Below are 3,123 nucleotides of genomic sequence, written 5' to 3' on the forward strand. Positions count from 1 at the left end.
CATTGTGGCATCCCGAGCCCGCGGAAAGAAGCTGCGCCGCGGGGGAGGCGACCCAAATGGCTTTCTCATATCGTCTTTCATGCCAAAAAACCACGCGCCACAAACCCCACCTACGCCAACAAAAAGTTGCACAATTTATTTCCCATCTCTGTACATAGTTTGTTGGACAAACGCAATTACCAGAACGCCTCGCTGGTCAGTTCGGGCTTCAGGAGCATCCATAACCTCCGTTAGCACCCCAATATCCTGCGCCAATGTGAACAACATCCCAAAACGACCCCCTTGAACACTCTAAATGAAGGATATGTTGTCCACCACAAGCCAAATCAGTTTCGCTACCAGCTTGTGCTAGGATACCTAACGTTACATGAGTTCAACTGTGCTCGCGGCCCAGCAAGTCGCAAAACGCAGGGTCGATCAGCATCCGGCCGTAACGGCGGTGCCAGAAACACCACGAGCTCCAATAAAGAAGTCATGCGACTTTGGTAATTTGCATTGAGCAAATTACCGGGTTTGATTGGCTAATAGCTTGCATGCTAATGCGTAGCAGTTCTCCAGCTGCTTGCGTGCGGTTTAGTTTGGCAGTTGCTTGACTAGCTCGCACGCAGTCAGCTGAGGTTGCAGACATTTTTGCGATACGTGCCTGTAATCTCAGCGCTGCTTTTGTACATACCGTTCACGGTGGGGCAGAGCCACGTGCTTGTCTGACTGGGCTCAGGGTTTGAATATGGAGCGCCTTCGCGCACAAGCGCCCTGGCGAAGCCATATCCAAACCCCGTGAGCCACACGTAAGACAGCAAGGGGGTGGTGCTCGTGTGGTATGTGATCCAGGTCATTAACGGTCGCGAAGACGTAATACGCGAGCGCATCGAGCGCGTGGTGCCTGCGGGCGCCATGCAGGAGCTCTTTTATCCCCAATATCAAACCGAGATCAAAGTTCACGGCGAATGGGTTAAAACGACTAAGCCGCTCTTTCCCGGTTATCTCATCTGCGATACGACAGATCCCCGCACCGTGCAACAGTATCTGCTGTGCATGGACGACTTTGCCCGGGTGCTTTCCCAGGACGGTCAGTTTGTACCGTTAGCGAAAGAAGAGACCCTGCTCATTGGCAGTTTTACCAATAGGGGAGACCGTGTAGTGCCCATGAGCGAGGCCTTAAAAGACGGCGACCAGGTCGTAGTGACAGCTGGTCCACTGCTGGGCCACGAGGGCCTCATCAAAACCATTAATAGACGTAAATGCACTGCTTATCTGGAGCTCAACCTGTGCGGCCGACGCGTAACCACCCGCGTTGGCCTTGCCGTGCTTTCAAACGAGCAGCGCGTCATGCGCAACCTTAAAAAGGCGATCGCCTAGCTGCAGGCGACTGTTTAACGGAACAGGGGGGGATCCCCGGGGCGGGGACGTAGGTTTGAAGGAAATAGTGTCATATAAAACTGAATATTCCCGTGCTACAACCGTGGGGGCAGACTCGGTTGCTTTAGAGATAAAGCAAAGAAAACCAAGCGGTACATTGGCTTATCGATTTCTAAAACGGCTTTTCGATTTTATTTTTAGCCTTTGTGCGTGCATAGTGCTGATCATTCCCATCACAATAGTGTGCGCGCTTATTTGTCTTGAGTCTTCTGGAAGTCCTGTATATGCACAAGAGCGTGTTGGCAGGGGCGGTAAGACCATTAAAATTCTTAAGCTTCGCAGCATGGTCGCCGATGCCGGCGATGTGCAGAAGTATCTGAGTCCTGAGCAGTTACATCAGTGGGAAGTCGAGCGTAAGGTCGACGATGACCCTCGCATTACCAAGGTCGGCCAGTTCATTCGCAAGTGCTCCATCGATGAAATGCCGCAGTTCCTGAACGTGCTGAACGGCGACCTTTCCGTCATCGGACCGCGCCCCATTACAAGAGATGAGCTTGAGCAGCACTTTTCCGATGAGGAAATGGCTGAGCTGCTTTCTGTTCAGCCTGGCATCACAGGCCTGTGGCAGGCAACCGACCGCAACGCCGCGACCTTCGAGAGCGGGACACGTCAAAAGATCGAACTTCATTACGTGCGGAACCGCTGTTTCCGTATGGACTGGTAATGCTTTACCGGCACCTTTGGTGCTATGTTCGGCAAGAAGAGGACGGGGCGATAGGTGGACGTTTCCGTTATCATTCCGACCCTTAACGCTGAACACGAAATCGAAGATCTCTTAGCGGCTCTCGAGCGTCAGTCTTTGCGTCCGATGGAAATATTGGTCGTCGACTCCGCATCAGATGACGACACAGTGCCTTTGGTCAAAATGCACGAGGGGATTCGCCTGTTGCAAATCGAACGCTGTGACTTTAACCATGGGGCAACAAGGGATATGGCCCTGAGGGCAACGACTGGTGACTTCGTTTGCTTTCTAACCCAAGACGCACTTCCGGCTTCCGATGCTTATCTTGAGCGGCTCGTCACCCCCATGGTTGGGGACCCAAGCATCGCCTTGGTCAGCGGTAGGCAGCTGCCCAAGGCGGATGCCCGCCGTTTTGAGCAGCTTGTCCGCAGCTTCAATTATCCCGATTCGCCCTCTGTCCGTTCAAAAAGCGATTTGAATAAATGCGGCATCAAGACGTTCTTTGCCTCAGATTCCTGTTCGGCTTACAGACGGACGGCATATCTCGACTGCAGCGGATTTGAGTACGTCAACACCAACGAGGACATGCTCATGGCCGCCAGGTTCGTAGCGTCGGGTCTGAAGGTCGCATATGAGCCGGGTGCTGAAGTCTATCACTCCCACAATCTGACCCCTAGCCAGCAGTTCGCGCGCAATCGCGCTGTTGGTATGTTCCTGGAGTCGCACTCAGATGACCTTATGCATGCGAGCGAGATAGGTGAGGGCGGGCGACTCGTCAAAGCGGTCTCCTCGCAACTTCTCCGGGAAGGGAACCTGACAGAGTTCATCGCCTTCGGAGTCGACTGCTGCGCCCGTCTTCTCGGAAACCGCGCTGGTCGCAGGGCCGCGAGAAAAGAAAGGTTATAACAAATGAAAGGCATCATCCTCGCCGGCGGGTCCGGCACGCGCCTGTACCCGCTCACGCTCGTGACCTCCAAGCAGCTGCTGCCGGTCTACGACAAGCCCATGATCTACTACCCGCT

Annotated in this window: 5 protein-coding genes; all 5 read left to right on the plus strand. The window is 53.8% G+C overall.

Annotated elements, in window-relative coordinates:
• Positions 1-234: hypothetical protein (locus tag I2E45_RS10450; protein ID WP_229058941.1), on the plus strand; the 234-nt coding region annotated here is incomplete at its 5' end.
• A 573-nt stretch (positions 235-807) separates the two neighbouring features.
• On the plus strand, positions 808-1,359 hold the full coding sequence (gene loaP / locus I2E45_RS10220; RefSeq protein WP_271742293.1) for an antiterminator LoaP: 552 nt from the start codon (positions 808-810) through the stop codon (positions 1,357-1,359).
• A gap of 67 nt (positions 1,360-1,426) precedes the next feature.
• The gene (locus I2E45_RS10225; protein WP_324249342.1) at positions 1,427-2,083 is read left to right on the plus strand and encodes a sugar transferase; all 657 of its coding nucleotides are present in this window, start codon (positions 1,427-1,429) and stop codon (positions 2,081-2,083) included.
• A 54-nt stretch (positions 2,084-2,137) separates the two neighbouring features.
• On the plus strand, positions 2,138-3,007 hold the full coding sequence (locus I2E45_RS10230) for a glycosyltransferase family 2 protein (RefSeq protein ID WP_195445979.1): 870 nt from the start codon (positions 2,138-2,140) through the stop codon (positions 3,005-3,007).
• Between the two features lie 3 nt (positions 3,008-3,010).
• Positions 3,011-3,123: sugar phosphate nucleotidyltransferase (locus I2E45_RS10235; protein ID WP_267472630.1), on the plus strand; the 113-nt coding region annotated here is incomplete at its 3' end.

Origin of the sequence: Collinsella aerofaciens, assembly GCF_015555045.1 — a bacterium.
Taxonomy (GTDB): domain Bacteria; phylum Actinomycetota; class Coriobacteriia; order Coriobacteriales; family Coriobacteriaceae; genus Collinsella; species Collinsella aerofaciens_W.